The 16,878-nt window shown below is 61.4% G+C and carries 18 protein-coding genes and 3 pseudogenes; 5 read left to right on the top strand and 16 right to left on the bottom strand.

Annotation, left to right across the window (positions count from 1 at the left end):
- Nucleotides 1–10: 10 nt before the first annotated feature.
- A complete protein-coding gene (locus ACTJLB_RS30155) occupies nt 11–181 on the bottom strand; it encodes a rubredoxin (RefSeq protein WP_006047743.1) in 171 nt (56 codons plus the stop codon).
- A gap of 285 nt (nt 182–466) precedes the next feature.
- Here ACTJLB_RS30155 and ACTJLB_RS30150 point away from each other — a divergent pair, with 285 nt between their 5' ends.
- From ACTJLB_RS30150 to cysC, 3 genes are all read left to right on the top strand, one after another.
- Complete coding sequence (locus ACTJLB_RS30150; RefSeq protein WP_440785400.1) at nt 467–1,327, top strand: hydroxymethylpyrimidine/phosphomethylpyrimidine kinase; 861 nt, start codon at nt 467–469, stop codon at nt 1,325–1,327.
- Between the two features lie 977 nt (nt 1,328–2,304).
- Nucleotides 2,305–2,604 (top strand): hypothetical protein, encoded by a 300-nt coding sequence (locus ACTJLB_RS30145; RefSeq protein ID WP_440785399.1) that lies wholly within the window; start codon nt 2,305–2,307, stop codon nt 2,602–2,604.
- Between the two features lie 18 nt (nt 2,605–2,622).
- Entirely contained in the window at nt 2,623–3,234 is a 612-nt protein-coding gene (gene cysC / locus ACTJLB_RS30140; protein ID WP_440785398.1) for an adenylyl-sulfate kinase, read from the top strand.
- 163 nt (nt 3,235–3,397) lie between these two features.
- Here cysC and groL read toward each other — a convergent pair whose 3' ends face one another.
- From groL to ACTJLB_RS30085, 11 genes and pseudogenes are all read right to left on the bottom strand, one after another.
- The gene (gene groL / locus ACTJLB_RS30135; protein ID WP_020069817.1) at nt 3,398–5,038 is read right to left on the bottom strand and encodes a chaperonin GroEL; all 1,641 of its coding nucleotides are present in this window, start codon (nt 5,036–5,038) and stop codon (nt 3,398–3,400) included.
- A gap of 52 nt (nt 5,039–5,090) precedes the next feature.
- A complete protein-coding gene (groES, locus tag ACTJLB_RS30130) occupies nt 5,091–5,381 on the bottom strand; it encodes a co-chaperone GroES (RefSeq protein WP_006047749.1) in 291 nt (96 codons plus the stop codon).
- A gap of 530 nt (nt 5,382–5,911) precedes the next feature.
- Nucleotides 5,912–6,181: pseudogene (locus tag ACTJLB_RS30125) on the bottom strand (site-specific integrase); the annotation flags it as partial.
- Nucleotides 6,182–6,558: 377 nt separating this feature from the next.
- Nucleotides 6,559–7,008, bottom strand: coding sequence for a hypothetical protein (locus ACTJLB_RS30120; RefSeq protein ID WP_440785396.1), 450 nt, complete (start codon nt 7,006–7,008; stop codon nt 6,559–6,561).
- Between the two features lie 82 nt (nt 7,009–7,090).
- A complete protein-coding gene (locus tag ACTJLB_RS30115; protein ID WP_440785456.1) occupies nt 7,091–7,228 on the bottom strand; it encodes a hypothetical protein in 138 nt (45 codons plus the stop codon).
- A gap of 127 nt (nt 7,229–7,355) precedes the next feature.
- Nucleotides 7,356–7,785 (bottom strand): annotated as a pseudogene (locus tag ACTJLB_RS30110) (DUF1810 domain-containing protein).
- Between the two features lie 30 nt (nt 7,786–7,815).
- Nucleotides 7,816–8,385, bottom strand: coding sequence for a hypothetical protein (locus ACTJLB_RS30105; protein ID WP_440785395.1), 570 nt, complete (start codon nt 8,383–8,385; stop codon nt 7,816–7,818).
- 29 nt (nt 8,386–8,414) lie between these two features.
- Nucleotides 8,415–8,555, bottom strand: coding sequence for a non-homologous end-joining DNA ligase LigD (gene ligD / locus ACTJLB_RS30100; RefSeq protein WP_408201332.1), 141 nt, complete (start codon nt 8,553–8,555; stop codon nt 8,415–8,417).
- The gene (gene ligD, locus ACTJLB_RS30095; protein ID WP_440785393.1) at nt 8,542–8,751 is read right to left on the bottom strand and encodes a non-homologous end-joining DNA ligase LigD; all 210 of its coding nucleotides are present in this window, start codon (nt 8,749–8,751) and stop codon (nt 8,542–8,544) included. Before ligD (ACTJLB_RS30095) ends, ligD (ACTJLB_RS30100) begins: the two co-directional genes overlap by 14 nt.
- A gap of 392 nt (nt 8,752–9,143) precedes the next feature.
- Nucleotides 9,144–9,908, bottom strand: coding sequence for an alpha/beta hydrolase family protein (locus ACTJLB_RS30090; RefSeq protein ID WP_440785392.1), 765 nt, complete (start codon nt 9,906–9,908; stop codon nt 9,144–9,146).
- Complete coding sequence (locus ACTJLB_RS30085; RefSeq protein ID WP_440785391.1) at nt 9,905–11,059, bottom strand: DUF3182 family protein; 1,155 nt, start codon at nt 11,057–11,059, stop codon at nt 9,905–9,907. The genes ACTJLB_RS30090 and ACTJLB_RS30085 overlap by 4 nt, the downstream gene beginning before the upstream one ends.
- A gap of 355 nt (nt 11,060–11,414) precedes the next feature.
- Between ACTJLB_RS30085 and ACTJLB_RS30080 the strand changes: the two genes are divergently transcribed.
- Nucleotides 11,415–12,437 (top strand): DUF535 family protein, encoded by a 1,023-nt coding sequence (locus ACTJLB_RS30080; protein WP_408470116.1) that lies wholly within the window; start codon nt 11,415–11,417, stop codon nt 12,435–12,437.
- 253 nt (nt 12,438–12,690) lie between these two features.
- Here the strand turns inward: ACTJLB_RS30080 and ACTJLB_RS30075 are convergent, their stop codons facing one another.
- From ACTJLB_RS30075 to ACTJLB_RS30060, 4 genes are all read right to left on the bottom strand, one after another.
- Nucleotides 12,691–13,584 carry an NAD(P)-dependent oxidoreductase gene (locus ACTJLB_RS30075; RefSeq protein WP_440785390.1) on the bottom strand — a complete coding sequence of 298 codons (894 nt, stop codon included), beginning with the start codon at nt 13,582–13,584 and terminating at the stop codon, nt 12,691–12,693.
- Nucleotides 13,581–13,868, bottom strand: a complete 288-nt coding sequence (locus tag ACTJLB_RS30070) for a putative quinol monooxygenase (RefSeq protein ID WP_408470111.1) — start codon at nt 13,866–13,868, stop codon at nt 13,581–13,583. The genes ACTJLB_RS30075 and ACTJLB_RS30070 overlap by 4 nt, the downstream gene beginning before the upstream one ends.
- Nucleotides 13,869–13,937: 69 nt before the next feature.
- The gene (locus tag ACTJLB_RS30065) at nt 13,938–15,296 is read right to left on the bottom strand and encodes an NAD(P)H-dependent oxidoreductase (protein ID WP_440785389.1); all 1,359 of its coding nucleotides are present in this window, start codon (nt 15,294–15,296) and stop codon (nt 13,938–13,940) included.
- A 181-nt stretch (nt 15,297–15,477) separates the two neighbouring features.
- Nucleotides 15,478–16,386 (bottom strand): LysR substrate-binding domain-containing protein, encoded by a 909-nt coding sequence (locus tag ACTJLB_RS30060; protein ID WP_440785388.1) that lies wholly within the window; start codon nt 16,384–16,386, stop codon nt 15,478–15,480.
- Nucleotides 16,387–16,582: 196 nt separating this feature from the next.
- On the opposite strand from ACTJLB_RS30060, the pseudogene ACTJLB_RS30055 reads away from it, so the two are divergent.
- Nucleotides 16,583–16,878 (top strand): annotated as a pseudogene (locus tag ACTJLB_RS30055) (TRAP transporter substrate-binding protein); the annotation flags it as partial.

Raw genomic sequence — 16,878 nt, 5'->3', positions numbered from 1 at the left:
CCGTTCGACTTCAGATCTGGACCATCTCGAAGTCTTCCTTGCGCGCGCCGCACTCGGGGCACGTCCAGTTGATGGGAACGTCTTCCCAGCGCGTGCCCGGCGCAATGCCCTCGTCCGGCAAACCGGCTTCTTCGTCGTAAATCCAGCCGCAAATCAGGCACATCCAGCTTTGATATTCCATTCTTGTATCGCGTCGTGAAGTCCGTGGAAACAGGAGCCATGATGGTACCGTGTTGCCGCCCCAATGCCTAGCAATCGCAAAACGCCCAGTCCCTTTGCGCAACGACCTTCGGCAATGCTGGATGGGAAAAGTGCCGCTGCGTGCGACGTCGCGCCACGGGTTAGCCCGGAAGCCGGGAACGAAGCCACCCGCGATGCGAAAAAACGCCCCTGCGCCGTTTTAGGACGCATAATTGAGCCGCTTGCGCACTCACCGCGCCAAAAATACTGCTCCTCGTACATCTTCATGCCCAGCGACACGCCTCCGATCGTCCTCACCTTCGGCCTCTCCGATCCTACCGGCGGCTCTGGCCTGCAAGCCGACCTGATGACACTTGCCAGCATGGGCTGTCATGGCGTCTCCGTGCTTACCGGCTATACCGTGCGCGACTCGGCGAGCTGCGACGAAGTCAACGGGCTCGACCCAGAGGTTGTAGCGACCCAGGCGCGCATGCTGCTCGAGGACATGCCGATTGCAGCGTTCAAGGTGGGCGCCTGCACGCGCGCCGAGGTAGTGAGCGCGATCGCCGAAGTAGTGGCCGATTACGACGACATTCCACTAATTCTTGCCCCCGACTTCACACTCGACGACGAGCACGTCCTCGCCGCCGATGAACTGCGTGAAGCCATTGCCGACCTGCTCGCGCCGCAAACCACCTTGCTGGTTGCCGACTCAGCCACCCTGCTCGCGCTCGCTCAGCCAGACGGCGACGCCGAAGCACCGAGCCTCGACGCCGCGATCTCGCATCTGCTGTCGCAGGGCTGCGAATACATTCTGTCGACGGAAACTGGCACGCACCGGCTGGTCAATACGCTTTTCAGCGAAGACGGCCAGTTGCGCCAGGACATGTGGGATCGCGGCAGTCACCGCATCATGGGCCTGACGGATACGCTCGGCTCGGCCATCGCGGCACTCCTCGCCAATGGCCAGGAACCGGCCGAGGCCGTGCGCGAGGCTCAGGAGTATCTGTACCAGGCGGTGCGCGCCGCGTTCCGACCGGGCATGGGCGCGTATATGCCGGACCGGTTCTTCTGGGCTCGTAGCAGCGACGAGGAGGCGCCGCCGGCTAGCGCAAAGGATGCCGCGCCTGGGGAAGCCCGGCACTGACCTCATTTCGACGTCAGTCGCGCGTCGCGGCGAACGTTCAGAGAACCTTATTCGCGTAATCAAACGTTACAACGCCGGGACAACGCGCGGGCTACACTTCCAACTCGCAATTCGTTATATCGTTATATGTTTGCACCCACGTTTTTCGTCCACCCGCTCAAGAGCGGGAAACCGACGGTGATCTCGTACTTCGACTTCAACAAAGGTAAAGACCAATTCGTCGTCTTCGAATGGGACGGAGAAGGTTGGGTTAGTCGCCCCGCCAGGCTACTCGAAACAGGCATCTGCGGCGGCCACCAGCCGTACGGCCTCCATAGAAGCCTGAAGACCCCACCCGGCTATTGCACCATGCGTGGTCCTCTCGCGCGGCGCCAGTGTGTCGGCGACGGAAGCGCTCGTGCGGCGCGGCGCGCTCTCCCTTGACGAGTGGGTGAGCGAATGACTGGGCGGCAGGAATGTCTTTATGCAGAATGCTGAGCGGGCATTCGACGCCCGACAAGCTCAGTCTCGAGATTGCGACAGCCAACTTGCGGCATCACTGCAGTACGGTGGGTATTTGCGAAAACATGAGCGAATTTCTACTCCGGCTTTGTGCAAAGACCGGATTGAAATTGCCGTTTTACTTTGAGACGAACACGACGAGCGGCTAGTCGAAAAACACTGGGCAGCTGAGCGAAAGCGCGAGACAGAAATTCTGTCCAAGACAACAGCCTCAATTACGCGATTTTCGAGCATGCAAGCGCGCAGATGAAAGCGATGCGCACAGGCCCGGCAGCGTCATTGCGAAAGCTTGAACTGGTCAAGGTGATCCAGGCAGAGATCAATCGGTTTGAGAATTCGAATCTGCATAAGTCGGTGGTGTTCGGCTTCGACGAAGCGTTTCTCGCGAAGGTGCATGGCGTGATCGGCCGCTTTACCCTCGCGCCGATCGACGAATATTGCGGCTCGCATACAGCGAAACGCAAACGATTGCGGACATGTACGACGGATTTGTCGACTCGGTGCGCGACGGCATTGTCTCCGGCTGGGCGGTGAACCTCAGTCATCCGGAACAAAAGGTATCGCTCGAGGTGCGGATCGGCAACGAAGTCATTGCTCGCGGCTCGAGCGGTGGCGATAGGCCGGACGGCGCCCAAGCGGGCTATCCGAGCGCCTACGCCGGCTTTTCCATCGCTTTACCGCCAGGCGCGGCCGACGGATTCCGCCTCGCCCTCGCCGATTCGGCGGAACGGCGGCACAACGCCGGCGTATGGCGCCAAGGTTGGCACTGCGTTTAAGTTTTGAGGAGTAAGAGAATGGAGCAACCCTGCGGCCCCGTACAACGCTTCCACGGCACCATCAAGCTCGCGGACAGAATGCGGATTCTCCGCCAAAGGCCGGTCACCATCTGGCTCACCGGCCTCTCGGGAGCAGGCAAGTCGACCATTGCGTTCGAACTCGAACGGCAACTCGTTTCGCAAGGCCAGGCCTGCTACGTACTCGACGGCGACAACATCCGCCACGGTTTGGGCAGCGACCTCGACTTCAGCCAGCAGGGCCGCCACGAAAACATCCGCCGCGTCGCACACGTCGCCAAGTTGATGAACGACGCAGGCCTCATCGTTATTACCGCACTCATCTCGCCGATGCGGGCCGACCGGGCGATGGCGCGCGATATCGTGGGCGCCGGCAATTTCATTGAGACTTACCTGTCGGCACCATTCGCAACATGTGCGCGACGCGACCCCAAAGGTCTCTATGCTAAGGCGCTGGCCGGCGAGATTGCGTCGTTCACCGGCGTATCAGCGCCCTACGAAGTACCGCTCGATCCGGATATCACGATCGACACCGCAACGTTGACGCCGGCCGAAAGCGTAGCGGGCATCTCCCGGCACTTGCGCGAGCACTGCCTGGCGCAGCCGGCATAGTCGTAAGACGCTGAACGCCTTCCCTCTCCCGTAAACGCCGAACCAAAGAAAAAACCCGCATTTCTGCGGGTTTTTTCTTTGGCAAGCGCACCTCGCGGCGCGCTTTTCCATGGGCTCCCGATCGAACCTCTGTGCGAGGCGCAACCGGCGAGCGGACATGAAATTACATGTCCATGCCCATGCCGCCCATGCCGCCGGGCATGCCGCCAGGCATCGGTGCGTCTTCCTTCGGCAGTTCGCAAACAGCTGCGTCGGTCGTCAGCAGGAGACCTGCCACCGATGCTGCGTTTTGCAGTGCAGTGCGCGTGACCTTCGTCGGGTCCACGACACCAGCGTCAACCAGGTCGACGTACTCGCCGGTTGCTGCGTTGTAGCCATAGTTGCCCTGGCCAGCAGCGACTGCCGCCACCACGACGCTGGCTTCTTCGCCGCCGTTCGTGACGATCTGGCGCAGCGGCTCTTCCATTGCGCGCAGAACGATCTTGATACCTGCGTCCTGATCGGCGTTAGCGCCCTTCAGGCCTGCGATCGCCGTACGTGCGCGGATCAGCGCAACGCCGCCGCCAGCAACGATGCCTTCTTCCACAGCTGCGCGCGTTGCGTGCAGTGCATCTTCGACACGTGCCTTCTTTTCCTTCATTTCGACTTCGGTCGCAGCGCCAACCTTGATCACTGCAACGCCGCCTGCCAGCTTGGCAACGCGCTCTTGCAGCTTTTCACGGTCGTAGTCCGACGTAGCTTCTTCGATTTGCGTGCGGACTTGCTTGACACGCGCTTCGATGTTTGCAGCTTCGCCAGCGCCGTCGATGATCGTCGTGTTTTCCTTGCCCACTTCGATGCGCTTCGCCTGGCCCAGTTCTGCCAGCGTTGCCTTTTCGAGCGTCAGGCCGGTTTCTTCAGCGATGACCTGGCCGCCGGTCAGGATCGCGATGTCTTCCAGCATGGCCTTACGGCGATCGCCGAAGCCCGGAGCCTTCACGGCAACCGTCTTCAGAATGCCGCGGATGTTGTTCACCACCAGCGTTGCCAGTGCTTCGCCTTCGACGTCTTCTGCGATGATCAGCAGCGGACGGCCAGCCTTGGCGACTTGTTCCAGAACCGGCAGCAGATCGCGGATGTTCGAGACCTTCTTGTCGTGCAGCAGCACGAACGGGTTCTCGAGCACGGCAACTTGCTTGTCCGGGTTGTTGATGAAGTACGGCGACAGGTAGCCGCGGTCGAATTGCATACCTTCGACGACGTCCAGCTCGTCTTGCAGCGACTTGCCGTCTTCGACGGTGATGACGCCTTCCTTGCCGACCTTGTCCATTGCTTCAGCGATACGATCGCCGATCGACGAGTCGCTGTTTGCCGAAATCGCGCCGACTTGTGCGATTTCCTTGTTCGTCGTGCACGGCTTGCTGATCTTGCGCAGTTCTTCGATCGCGGCGCCCACGGCCTTGTCGATACCGCGCTTCAGGTCCATCGGGTTCATGCCCGATGCAACGTACTTCATGCCTTCGCGGACGATCGACTGAGCCAGAACCGTTGCGGTCGTGGTGCCGTCACCTGCGTTGTCGCTGGTCTTGGAAGCCACTTCCTTGACCATTTGCGCGCCCATGTTCTGGAGCTTGTCTTTCAGTTCGATCTCTTTTGCGACCGACACACCGTCCTTGGTGACCGTCGGGCCGCCGAAGCTGCGTTCCAGGACAACGTTGCGGCCCTTCGGACCCAGCGTGACCTTCACAGCGTTCGCGAGGATGTTCACGCCTTCGACCATCTTGGCACGGGCGGAATCACCGAATACGACGTCTTTAGCTGCCATCTTCTAACTCCTTGAATTCTTGGGATATAACCGGGGAAGTAGCGGCTTGCGCTTACTTGTTCACCACGGCCATGATGTCTTCTTCGCGCATCACGAGCAGTTCGTTGCCGTCGACCTTTACGGTCTGGCCTGCGTACTTGCCGAACAGGACGCGGTCACCAACCTTCACGTCGAGGGCGATCTGTGCGCCCTTGTCGTCACGCTTGCCCGGGCCGACTGCCAGGATTTCGCCCTGATCCGGCTTTTCTGCTGCGGCTTCGGGGATCACGATGCCCGACGCGGTCTTGGTTTCTTGATCCAGACGCTTGACGATCACGCGATCATGCAAAGGACGAAGGTTCATACATACTCCTCTCTTGATTGAGACTGAAGAACGCTTGGAAAACCCGGCTGGCCGAGCCAACCGGCGAAGTTGTTAGCACTCTCGTGCAGCGAGTGCTAATTATATGGACGGGTGGTGACAAATTCAAGAAGGAATGTGGGGACAGTTGATGCCGAGATTCACTCAACTTCGAACTTCGTTCACTTAAGTTTGAACTCCCAGTGCACTCGGCCTACCGAATCAGCCGATGACTTTCCAAAAAAACAATGACTTAGAGTCGAATCTGTTATTCGGCCGCGTCGTACGCACAGTCCCACGTAACGCCCAATCTGACGACGCTGGGTCGCGCTCGCTGGGCGATCTCCCCAGCCTAGGTAAAACCCTCACCCTAGCGCCAGGCGCAGGATGCTCGGGCTGTTGATGCGCGTCGCGCCTCGGCGCACGAATGGGGATGGCACCTTTCGAGGAAGACAGCGAGGCGACGGAACTGCGACGAGTTGGCCTTCGCGGCACGCCGCTCAAAGACGGACGTAGTAGCAAAAGAATCGCGAAGGTTCGTGGAGCGCGATCTCGAAGAAGAACTTCAGGCCGGTGATCGCCGCATTGAGCGACACCGGCGACACGCCGTGGTCGACCAGGTGCAACTGGTAGCGTCGCAGGTCCTCGACGGTGGCGGTATCGGGCGAGCGCCCGGGAAACCGGGTGAACTCGCGCACGATGCGCAGATAACTGGCCTGCGTCTTCGGTGCGAGCTGCCGCATGCGCATGTCGTCGGTCATGCGCTGACGTAGCGCACTGACAGGCTGGAGGGTGTGAGTCATGACTCTGCTCCCGCTGAACGACGAAGCGGATTGCCTCGCCTTTCGAAATGAAAACAGAGTCGCTTCCCTCTCCATTGCTGTTACCGCCGATCGAAGCTCATGCCGCGCGAGGGGTTTACTCCAACGAAGTTTAACGGCCGGCCAGTCGGCGTGGCTACCATTCCGTTGCGCGGCATGAAGGATGCGGCCACTCGGCATTTTCATGCCATGAAACGCAATGCCGGAGGGTGAGCGGCATTGACATCACCGGCATACCGGGGAGGTTTCCGGCGGTTGGAGTGTGCCGGCGTCCCGGCCGTCATGTTCGCACGGGAAAAATGGCGAGCGCCGCGTTCCTGCACCGCCGTTTTTATTCACGCGATGGTAAATGCCGCTCTTCAGAAGTCGTGTCGAATCGAGAAGGTTGCGCCGCGCTCATGCGCGTGATTGAGGTTCAGAAGCGGATTGGCCCTGAAGCTCCAGTCGTCGTCACCGCTTGCGGCAGTGGGCGGAACGCTCTGCGGATCGGACGGAAGGCCGAAGCCAAAGAGGGGCAAGGGTGAATGGGCGGCCTGAGCGCCGTCGAGCGGGGCCAGGTAAGGGTTGCCCGGCGCATTCCCATAACGGAAGCGCTGTTTGCCTTGCACGATATTGTTGATATTGGGCGGCCCGTAAGCCACAGCACTCCATTGCATCGCATTCTGGACCACATAGCGGCGTACGTGGCGAAACAGCGTGTAGGCCGGTGATGCAGCGACGGGATACGAATAGAAAAGAACTGACGTCGAATAATGCGTTTGGGATGGAATGTGGACGGGACGTTTGGCGAAGGACATCGCGCTGTTCACAAGCAATAGCGCGCCGGCAGTCCACAGAACTGGACTGCGGCGCGCAATCAATCCGACCTTGCCAACGATGTAGTCGATCACCCTACCGGCCACCCGTCGGCGGAAAGTGCTCGCCTTCCACGCACGTGACTTCGAATTCGGGGCCACCACCACCCTCCTTCACGACCTTGTAGATAGCGGACGCCTTCACCGTCTCGCCGGGCTTATGCTGGTCTGCCATACAACCTCCTTTTCTTTGTTGACAACGGACTTGAAGAATGTCTGCACCCGGATATGGTGTGTACGTAGAACTGCGCGGCATTTCCACTCGCCGGCGCGCACGCGTACTTGCCGCATGCATTGCGAAATCAGCCGTCCACCAGTCTCGCGCGCGTGAGCGGATCTGGCTCGTCGCCGCAGTGCTTTCGAAGCGCCGCTTTGAATAGCGCACTGTCTTGCGCGGCGCCGGCAAACAGCGTCATCGATGAGCAGAATTTGAGATTGTCCGGATAGCCGAAGAATTTCATCGAGCGTCTTGCCTTCAATGCCGTTGACGATCGCCGTGCACTCCCGCAGACGGGGGCCGAGCACGGGATGATCGAGATAGTCGCGCACCTCATCAAGCCCGGATATCGCGTAGCGCTGCGCTGTCGGGCTACTGCCGATCCCCTTGATCTGCGGAAAGATGAACCGCATCCAGTGGCTGCGCTTGTCGCCGGCGAGCAGTTCGTCGGTCACTCGCCCATACACCGGCTGCTGCGCGTCCACGAACCGTTGTAGATCGTATCGGTCGCGCATAGCGAAGCCCTCCTTCCGTCAACTTCCCATTCAGCCTGCGACGTCACTGCTACTCGGGCTCGCGGCAGCTCGAAAACTGTCGGACATAAGGTTGACTGCGGTGGCGCCGGGCATGTCGCCGACGGCACTGGTTTTCTCAACGCGCGCGACGACATGTTCTGGGCCGAGCGATTTTCCGCAAGCGGGGCAAGCGGGCTTTACATCGGCGAATATCGGGTCGAGGCCTTCGTAATCGCCAGCGTGCGACAGGCTCCTTACGAAGTTGAAGTGCCATGCTGGCACCGCATTTTCGTCTGCGCTTTCCACGATGCAGCCCCGATGTCCGCACGGGCACAACAGGTTGAATATCGTATGTCTTTTCACGATGCATCCCCATGGTCCAACACCGTGAAAGACGAGCATGGTTAGTGCCTGCTTCCCTATGATGCAGCGCTTCGAGAGGACACAACCAGGCAGTGCGCTCCTTCCTGCGGCCTCATCGACGCCTCGCGTCCATGGCGACGCGCGTCGCATCGCCGCAGTGATGCCGTGCCGGATCTGCCAGTACCCCTGCCAAGGGTCCACCTTGAGGGAACGCTGCCGCTGAATGGCTTTTTGCATGGTCCACTCGTCACCGCGACTTACCTCTTTCAGTTCGTCCCACGAAACCGGCATCGATACCCCATCCCCGACCGGGCGCGTAAAGAGAACGCAGCGACAGTGCTCGCGCCGCGCCTATTGCGCAGGTAGTCGATGAAAATCTTTCCGACGCGATTCTTAGGCCCGAGCACGGTACAAACCTTTGCGGAACGCGACCCGCGCCATGTGCGGTGGTACCGCGTGCGCGAAGGCTTTGGTCTCGTCCCACCCTTGGCGGCGGGTCAACGGCACAACGACGCGAAAGCCCTTCCCGCCGCTCGTCTTGGGAAAAGAGCGCAGGCCAACTTCGTCCAGCACGTCCTTTAGAAGCTCGGCGGCTTCGAGCATGGCAGTAAAGGGCGAGGGTGAAAAGGCGAAAAGACTCCGTCAGGCTCACGTCGAAGCTACGCGCCTGCTTACGATGGCTGAGCAGGCGGAAGCTGAAGGTGACCACGAAGCTCATGAATGGGCTCACGATCACCGAACCTACCACACACGGATCACGGCGCTTCTTCGGATTCTGGACGACCTACAGTTCCCTGCGGCGCAGTCATCGAGCTAACACCGTCGGGAGCCCCGACCACGCTCGAGCACACGGAAAAAATGTGCGAATCCAGGTATAGACCGCGCCATTCAGTACAGCGAGCGGAAGGCGGGGAGTGAATGCCTTCGCCCGAAGGGTGACCTTCCGGCTCATCGCAGTCGGGCGCCGGGACACCCGTGCGCTTCCCATGGCGTGCCTAATGTGGCGCGCCTCCCCGGTCACCTGCGCGCTCGCCGGCAACCATCTCCGTCAGCCAGTTCATCAGCAGGCTGGCATAGGCCCGCTGGCTGGCGTCGTCCGACAGCCCGTGATCTGCTCCAGCGATGATCCGGTAGGTGAGCGAGTGGGCATTCAAAAACGCCTGCAGATAGCTGGCAATTGCAGGGTGCGGCACAATCTTGTCGTGCTCCGATTCAACGAGCAACACATCACCGCCAAAGCGGGCGGCCGCCCGCAATGCGCGATTGTCTGACGACGCCACAACCCGTTTGCGATACGCCACCAGGTCGTGCTCGACATGCAGGGCGCGCTTTGGTGTATTCCATCCGTCGTCGAGGTAGAGCGCCGGCACGCGCAGACCCAGCCAACGCACGGGTCGCAGCTCGGTCAGAATGGTCGCGAGATAGCCTCCATAGCTGCTGCCCACTACGGCGACCGCGTCACGGTCGATCGACGGGTGCGCAACGAGCGCATCGTATGCAGCGAGCAGGTCCTGCAGATTGGTCTCCCGGGTCACGTTCTGCTGTTCGTCCTGTGTTCGTCCATGTCCCGTCAGATCGAACGTCAGGCAAATGCAGCCCAGTGCCACCGCCTGCCTGGCGCGCTCCAGATACTGCTCCTGGCTGCCCCCCCAGCCATGCACGAAAAGAACACCCGGGACGGCAGTCTTCGGCGCGAGGACGGTACCGTCGAGGTATCCGCGCTCCAGCTTTATCTGAACGCCGTAACGTTCTGCTGTCATCTGTCGGCACTCCCTTGCAATATATGGCGATCCACCGTGTAGTACTTCGTGATGGCGCCCGCGTGCGGATCGACGCCCTGATAAACGATCGAGGCGCCGTCCGGTAGCTGCACATCGTCACCATAGATCTCGCGTGTCGAGGCGCTCACCGCATACGCCAACGGATCTGCCCTGAACGTGCGTAGCGCACCAATTTCGGCGCCCGTAGCACCGCCGACCCGCCACGACTGCTCGAGCACGCCGCATTGGCGCGCGCCTTGCGCGTCGGTGCCCCACGCGACGTCGTAGTTGCACCGCGATGCAAAGAAGCCCGCATAATCGTTTTGCACGGCGGCATCGAACGCACGCGCTTTGCGGATGGCCTCATTGATGTCGCTTGTCAGGTCGAGCCGCGCAAGCATGTCGAAACCGCCCCGCACGGCGATGAGATCCGTGCCGCCATACACGCGATGCCCGTGGTTGTTCATGGTCAGATGCTGCACGCCGTAGTAACTCACCACGAGTTCGTCAAGCGTGACCTGGCCGACGCTCAGCGTTTCAATCGGATCGAGATTGCGCTCCACGACGATGCCTTCAGTTCGCAACGCCGCCTCGCCGAGCGCCGCAAGCTCCGTTTCGAGTTCATCCATATTCGCGACCAGCGACTGGCCCGCTCCACCAATTCCCGATGGCCGCTTGATCCGTACGAGCCCATCCCGCCACAGCCGGCGAGCCGCGTTGCGAGCGTCATCGTGCGAAAAGGCTGAGTAGCCCGGCAGAACCAGCGAGGCAGTGTGCTCGCCGAACAACCTCGACCAACCAGGCGGAGCGACTTGGGCGTCTTCGGTCAACGGGTGTGCAATGAGCTTTGTCGCGACGAACGGGAACGGCACGACCCCGCCGAACAGATCGCGAACCGAACGCACGCCGAGCCTATGCGCTTCGGTAAGCGTTAGCGTGTGGTCCGGAATCAGGTAACGATGGGCAGCACAAGTAAGCGTTGGGTCGGACTCCCCCGCAACCCCCGTGCCTTTCAGCTCAGCAATCTGCCTGGCGAGTTCCCGAAGCGTGCCCACCTCGTGACCAGCCCGCGCTGCCCTGCATTCCTCCAGATGGACCAGCACAACGGGAACGGGTGGTATCGCAGGGGGCGAAAGCACCGATGGGTCCACTTCGTGCTCCTTTGCGCCGTCGCACGGCCGACGTATGTGGTTGGCGCTCACGTGAACGGGCAAGGCCGTCATTTTTGCAGCGAGCAAAAGCTGTGCCTTCCGTTAGCCCGTCCGCGCCGTGTCTCTGCTCGCCGGTTTGGACTCCGGCTCTTAATGGGACGTCCAAGGGCGGTCCCGTAATAATTCGTAATATTTCAGTTACAATCGCGGCCAGCAGCCCACCGTCGCCCGCGGAAATCGGGCGCGAAAAAACATGAAAAAAGCTGTTGTCCCCTTGGCGCCGCACGGGACCAAGCCTCGCTCATATGACACTTGCCACTGACATTGCAGCGCCATCCCGCTGTTGGACCGATTGATGACATTTTCAAGCAAGTACGCGCTACTTCGAAAGGCCGTTTTTGCGACGAGACCACAGTCCCTTTTCCGAAGGGTTCGGATTCTGATGTATTCCGTTATCTATCCACGCGCGGCATGGCTTTGGTTTCAGGCGCTGAGCAGGCGATCGCTATTGACCGATCTCGCGGTCCACAACCGGCGCTTCGTAGAAAAACCATTCCATCGTTTCGGGCAGGCGGACTTGTCCGCCCGCAGTCGGGCCGCGCTGATTTGCGGACACTATGCGGCGATGGAGCAAATGCTGGGCGACGCGCTCACGGCCCGCATCTACCTGCTTGGTGAATCGGTCTCACTGTCGTCCACGCTTCAATACGACATCGTTTTGCGAGAACCCACGCGATGCTGGCGGGAGGGCCTGCTGACAGTGGCGTGGATGGACCGGCAGACAAGGGTCGATCTTGCGTGGGCCACGGTAAGCATCGAGTACACGGCGGAGACCCGCTCGTGGGTGCTTTTGATTGGCGGCCTACAGGGGCCAGCCGGAATTGATCGGGAACGTGTACGTGACGCGACGAAAACATGTCATGGTCTTCGTCCCAAAGCGGCCGTGATGGAGGCGCTTTGCGAGTTGTGCCGCTTGCTGAACATCCCGGTGCTCGCAGCTGTCGCGAAGAGCTCGCACGTGTCACACGCTCGGGATGAGGGGTTTCACGCGGACTACGACGCTTTCTGGCGTGAAATGGGTGGCGTGGAGTGTGGTGCTCGTTTCATCCTACCTCGCATCCTGCACCATCGGGAGATCGGTCAGGTGCCTTCTAACAAACGAGCCGCGTTCCGGCGGAAACATGCTTTGATCGCGGAGGTGTTGGCGCAGATTCAGGCGAGCCTAGGACCGGAGCTGTCAGGAATGGGACAGGTCAAAGAGACGGGACTTTACGGCCAGAGCAGCGAGCATGCATCGACATGCAGGCTACACGATGGACATCAACCGTGTCGGCAAGAGCCACTAGCACCTGGTATTTGCGGCGACTCGGCGACTTGATTTGAAACGATGAACGTCGGCACAGGCTCCGATGAAGCAACGTTCACCCTCGCGAATGAGTTCGCCGCTTGTTGGGGTGGATCGGACGTCTGAACGGCCGAACGATCACTTGGTGAACGTTCTCCAATTGGGAAATAAGCCGCGCGTGGGTACACGGCGCAAGCGTGCGGATACAGCTTGGTATATATCAATACCGGCCTGATCGTCCAACGACACATGGTTCGTTTTGAATCAAAATCCGTTCGTCACAATGTCATGACACCGGCAAACCGTTGCGCCTACGCAGTTCTCGAATAAGTGCGCTGTGGTCCAGATCGCCGTCGCCATGCTCGACCATGTCGGTGAAGAGCCCATCGACGAGCCCCAGTACCGGCAACTCCAACCCCACGCTCTGCGCAAAACCGAGCGCGGTCTTCGTATCCTTGATTTGATACTTGGCCGGGCCGCCCGGCGCAAAGTCTCGCGCGATCATGCGTGCCGCGTGCTGGCGGAGTATCGTCGAGTCGGCGAACCCGCCGAGCAGCGCCGCGCGGACTTGCGCGGGATCGGCGCCGCCGCTTTCCGCGAGCAGCATCGCTTCGGCGACCGTAGCGATCGTGCTCGCTACCATCATCTGGTTGACGAGCTTCGCGAGCTGACCCGTGCCCGCCGGGCCGATGCGCGTCGGACGGCCCATCGTCTGCAGCACGGAGCGCACGCGTTCGAACACCTCCACCTCGCCGCCGGCCATGATCGCGAGCGTGCCGTCCTGCGCGCCTTTCTCCCCGCCTGAAACGGGCGCGTCGAGATAGCCGATTTCGCGTGCCGCCGCGACCCCGGCGTGGCGTTGCGCCGTCTCAACAGGAATCGAGCTCATCACGATCAGCACGCTGCCCGCACGCATGTTGGCGATGATCCCGTCGTCGCCGAGCAGGAGGTCGTCGCATGCGGGACCCGAGCTCAGCATGCAGATGACGACATCCGCGTCGCGCGCGGCTTCGCTTGCATGACCGACCACCTCGATTCCCACCGAGAAGAGCGGCACCGCCTTGTCCCGGGTGCGGTTCCACGCCGCGACCCGGTACCCGGCGCCTGCCACGCGCCGGGCCATGGGCAAGCCCATGATGCCGGTGCCGATAAAGCCCACAGCAAGGCTCGTGCGCATCATGCAGGCTCGCGATGGCCGAAGCGCACCGGGCGCTCCGCCACAATCAGCGCGGGAAAGCCGGCCCGAAAGCGATCGAGGTGCGGCGTCCGCAAGTGCGCGTCGAACGCGGCTCGATCGTCGTACACCTCGTAGAACATGACGCGCGCCGGCAGTTCGTCGAGCCGGACGATATCGAACTGCCGGCATCCCGGCTCGTCGGCCAGTGAGTGCCGCGCGTCGTCGCGCGCGAGCGCGAGGAAGTCACCAACACGCTCGGCCTTCACTTCGAACTCGGCGATGACCACGAACGCTTCGGTTCCGCTATCCACGCTGGACTCTCCACTCTCTCGAACCGATGCCATGATGTGCGCGCCTCACGCTGCCTTCGCCGGCTTACCGAGCGCGCTCTGCTCCATCTCGCGACGCAGCGCGACGACATCGAGATCGCGTTCGAGTTCGACGTCCTCGAAGCGCACGATCGTGTCCTTGGCGACCGGGCGCTTCAGCCTGACGTTGTGCGCAAGCCCAATCGGCAGACCGCCGATAGCAAGGCTCTTCGATGCCGGGATCGCATTGGCCCAGACCGCGTATCCGCCTTCGCCGTCGAGCAACTCGCCCGGTTTGAGGTCGCGCTTGGCAGTCGCCACGGCGTCGCCGCGGAACTCCTTCGACGAGCCCGTCGCCTCGCCGCGCAGCACGGCGGACAGCACGCTCACGCTGGTTTCGAGGCCGATCATGTGGAACGGGCGCCACATCGAGCCGTACCAGCCGGTTGGATCGACGAGCAGGCCGTACTGCTTGAAGCACGCACGCGCGTATTCGTTCGGTGCCTTGAACGTGACAAAGACACCATAGCGGATGTTGTTGAACACTTCGCGGCCGTCCGGTTCCTGGCTGGCGGCGATGTCCACGAGACCGCTGCGCGAAAGGCGACCACCGTCTTCCGCTGGCCGGAAGACGCGCGCGAGATCGTGCAGGCCCGCAGGCGGAAAGGCGAGGCCGTCGTCCGGGCAATCGAGGCCCGTGCCGTTCGCAACCGCAGCCATTTCGATCGCGGCCTTGGTGCCATCGGTAAACGAGTTGTACATCTTCGGGTTGAAATCGCCCTTGGCGACTTCTTCATCGGTCCAGCCGAAGAAGCTCCACACGGTGTCCGGGGTCGAGTAGCGGTAGCGAGGCTCGAAGTTCATGCCCTTGCCAGCCGATGTCAGTTCGAAGCCGCAGGAGCGCACCCAGTCCACGAGCTCACAGATGATCGCGGGCTGGTCGCCGTACGCCATGCTGTAGACGAGACCACGCTCGCGGGCACGCGCGGCGAGCAGCGGGCCGCACATCGCGTCGGCCTCGACGTTGACCATGACCACATGCTTGTTGGCTTCGATTGCGGCCAGCGCGTGACGCACGCCCGCGATCGGGTGGCCCGTCGCTTCGATGATGCATTCGATCTCGCCGCAGGCGGCGAGCGCGGCGGCATCGTCGAGCACACAGGTGGCGCCGGTCTTCGCAGCGTCGGAGAGCGTGCGTGCGCCGTATTGCTCGGCCGGCCAGCCAACCCGTGCAAGCGATGCGCGCGCCTTGCCAACGTCGAGATCGGCGACGCCCACGACGTGCAGCCCTTCGATATGGCGCGCCTGCGATAGCACCATCGAGCCGAACTTGCCGGCACCGATCAGGCCGACGCGAACGGGACGTCCAGAAGCGTTGCGTGCCTGGAGCAGACTGGAGAGATTCATTTGCAATCCTTTGTTGTCGAGACCGTGGATCGTGGCCGCGAGCGCGGCGCGCGGTGAGTGGCCGGGGTTGGCGTGATCGAAGGCAGAACAGCGGTGCGCCTTACTTGCGAGCAAGTGTAGTCAGGGCCTTGCGCCAGAACAATTAACATTTCCGAGTCGATTTGTTAGCCTGGCTTCAACATCACCGGGAGACGGGAAGTTGGGAACCGGATTGCCAGGCGGTGCGCTCGGCGCGCAGCCAATCGAGGAACAGGATCACTTTTTTCTTGTGGAGGTGCTCGAGCGGGCAGACGATCCACTGCGTCGTCAGGCGGATGGCGGGCGGCTCGCGCACAGGACAGATCAGCGTCCCGTCGCGCAGCTCCCGCCACATCATGAGCGTGCTCTCCAGCGCGATGCCCATGCCGTCGACGGCGGCATCGATTGCCATGTGACTGTGGTCGAACAGGACGCGTTGTCCGGGATCGAGCGGCGCCGCGCGCGCCAACGAGAACCAGTGCGGCCACTGGACTTGCGACTTGATCGAGTAGATCAGGCGGTGCCGCTGCAGATCGGCGGCGTCGAGACTCGCCGGCGCGCAGTAGGCGGGCGAGCAGACCGGCAGGAACGACTCCTCGGTCAGCGCCTCCACGTAAACGCCCGGCCATTGCCCGGTGCCGTGACGGATCTCGATATCGACTGCTTCTTGCGCAAAGTCGGTCATTTCATTGGTGCCGTTCAGCCGCACTTCAAGATCGGGATGGCCGTCGAGGAACGAGCGCAGACGCGGCAGAAGAAACTTGGTGGAGAGCGTTGGCGTGGCGCGCACGGTCAGGAGCGTAACGGAGCGCAACCCGCGTATCCGCTGAGTCGCGTCCGCGATGCGGTCGATCTCCTCTGAAATCATCGCGAAGTAGCGCTCGCCCGCTTCGGTCAATGCAACGCCTCGCCCAACCTTAGTCATCAACGCCGTGCCCAGATGCGTTTCAAGCGACTGGATCTGTTGGCTGACGGCCGATGGCGTGACGTTTAATTCCGCTGCTGCCCGAGAGATGCTTCCCGAACTCGCCGCAGCATGAAAAACACTGATGGCCCGCAGTGGCAGATACATGATCACCCTTTAGATTGGCTACACCTTTTCGCAAAATAATTGAATTGTCCTTCACCAACAAGCCTCATATATTTTGCACATGCAGGACCGGCGGTGCCTGGATAAGCAGTCAACGAACCAAGCATCGCGACGTGCCTCGACGCCATACCGACAAAGTGGCGCGCCACGGTAAGTTCATATAAATGGAGACAGCATCATGAGCACGTCGAACTCGCCGCGCCGCATTTCGCGACGCGCGGTGTTGAAGGCTGCGGCCGCCCTTCCGCTGGTAACAATATGGACCCGGCCTGCACGCGCTGCCGAGTTCACCTACAAGCTCGCTACCGGGCAATCCCTTAATCAACCGATTAATGCGCGGCTGAAGGAAGCCGTTGATCGCATTCGCGAGGCGAGCAGCGGCAGGCTCGAGATCCGCTTCTTCCCCGCATCGCAACTCGGCTCGGACACCGACCTGTTGTCGCAGACGCGCTCGGGCGCCGTCGAGTTGCTCAA

Origin of the sequence: Paraburkholderia sp. 22098, from assembly GCF_052045935.1 — a bacterium.
GTDB lineage: Bacteria > Pseudomonadota > Gammaproteobacteria > Burkholderiales > Burkholderiaceae > Paraburkholderia > Paraburkholderia caledonica.
Note: the sequence above shows the minus strand (reverse complement) of the source record. Positions and strands in the feature narration are given on the sequence as shown.

Coding starts and splice junctions, on each gene's coding strand:
- ACTJLB_RS30155 (WP_006047743.1), bottom strand. CDS start 181: ATGGAATATCAAAGCTGGATGTGCCTGATTTGCGGCTGGATTTACGAC.
- ACTJLB_RS30150 (WP_440785400.1), top strand. CDS start 467: ATGCCCAGCGACACGCCTCCGATCGTCCTCACCTTCGGCCTCTCCGAT.
- ACTJLB_RS30145 (WP_440785399.1), top strand. CDS start 2,305: ATGTACGACGGATTTGTCGACTCGGTGCGCGACGGCATTGTCTCCGGC.
- cysC (WP_440785398.1), top strand. CDS start 2,623: ATGGAGCAACCCTGCGGCCCCGTACAACGCTTCCACGGCACCATCAAG.
- groL (WP_020069817.1), bottom strand. CDS start 5,038: ATGGCAGCTAAAGACGTCGTATTCGGTGATTCCGCCCGTGCCAAGATG.
- groES (WP_006047749.1), bottom strand. CDS start 5,381: ATGAACCTTCGTCCTTTGCATGATCGCGTGATCGTCAAGCGTCTGGAT.
- ACTJLB_RS30115 (WP_440785456.1), bottom strand. CDS start 7,228: ATGGCAGACCAGCATAAGCCCGGCGAGACGGTGAAGGCGTCCGCTATC.
- ACTJLB_RS30105 (WP_440785395.1), bottom strand. CDS start 8,385: ATGCAAAAAGCCATTCAGCGGCAGCGTTCCCTCAAGGTGGACCCTTGG.
- ligD (WP_440785393.1), bottom strand. CDS start 8,751: ATGCTCGAAGCCGCCGAGCTTCTAAAGGACGTGCTGGACGAAGTTGGC.
- ACTJLB_RS30090 (WP_440785392.1), bottom strand. CDS start 9,908: ATGACAGCAGAACGTTACGGCGTTCAGATAAAGCTGGAGCGCGGATAC.
- ACTJLB_RS30080 (WP_408470116.1), top strand. CDS start 11,415: ATGACATTTTCAAGCAAGTACGCGCTACTTCGAAAGGCCGTTTTTGCG.
- ACTJLB_RS30075 (WP_440785390.1), bottom strand. CDS start 13,584: ATGATGCGCACGAGCCTTGCTGTGGGCTTTATCGGCACCGGCATCATG.
- ACTJLB_RS30065 (WP_440785389.1), bottom strand. CDS start 15,296: ATGAATCTCTCCAGTCTGCTCCAGGCACGCAACGCTTCTGGACGTCCC.
- ACTJLB_RS30060 (WP_440785388.1), bottom strand. CDS start 16,386: ATGTATCTGCCACTGCGGGCCATCAGTGTTTTTCATGCTGCGGCGAGT.